Raw genomic sequence first — 287 nt, 5'->3', positions numbered from 1 at the left:
ATAGGGACAACCACAATTACATATACCGTATCTGACAATGCTACCCCAGCCAATACAGCTACCGATGTCATGACTGTAACAGTAACCGATAATGAAAATCCAACGGTAAACGCTACAAGCAACGTTGTTACAACAACCAGTGCAGATACCTCTGGAGACTGTTCTGTAGATGTTGCTATCACAGATGCCTCATTCAACGATAATTGTTCCGTAAGCTCAATTGCATGGGTAATGACCGGTGCTGTAAACGATACCGGTTCTGGACAGGTCGGAACATATCCATTCCC

1 protein-coding gene is annotated in these 287 nt (G+C 44.3%); it reads left to right on the top strand.

Features of this window, described 5'->3' with window-relative positions; translation table 11 throughout:
* On the top strand, positions 1-287 hold a 287-nt coding region (locus ZA06_RS16980), incomplete at both ends, for a hypothetical protein (protein ID WP_205625684.1).

Origin of the sequence: Mangrovimonas xylaniphaga (assembly GCF_001280435.1) — a bacterium.
GTDB lineage: Bacteria > Bacteroidota > Bacteroidia > Flavobacteriales > Flavobacteriaceae > Mangrovimonas_A > Mangrovimonas_A xylaniphaga.
This window is presented reverse-complemented; position numbering and strand designations above follow the sequence as displayed.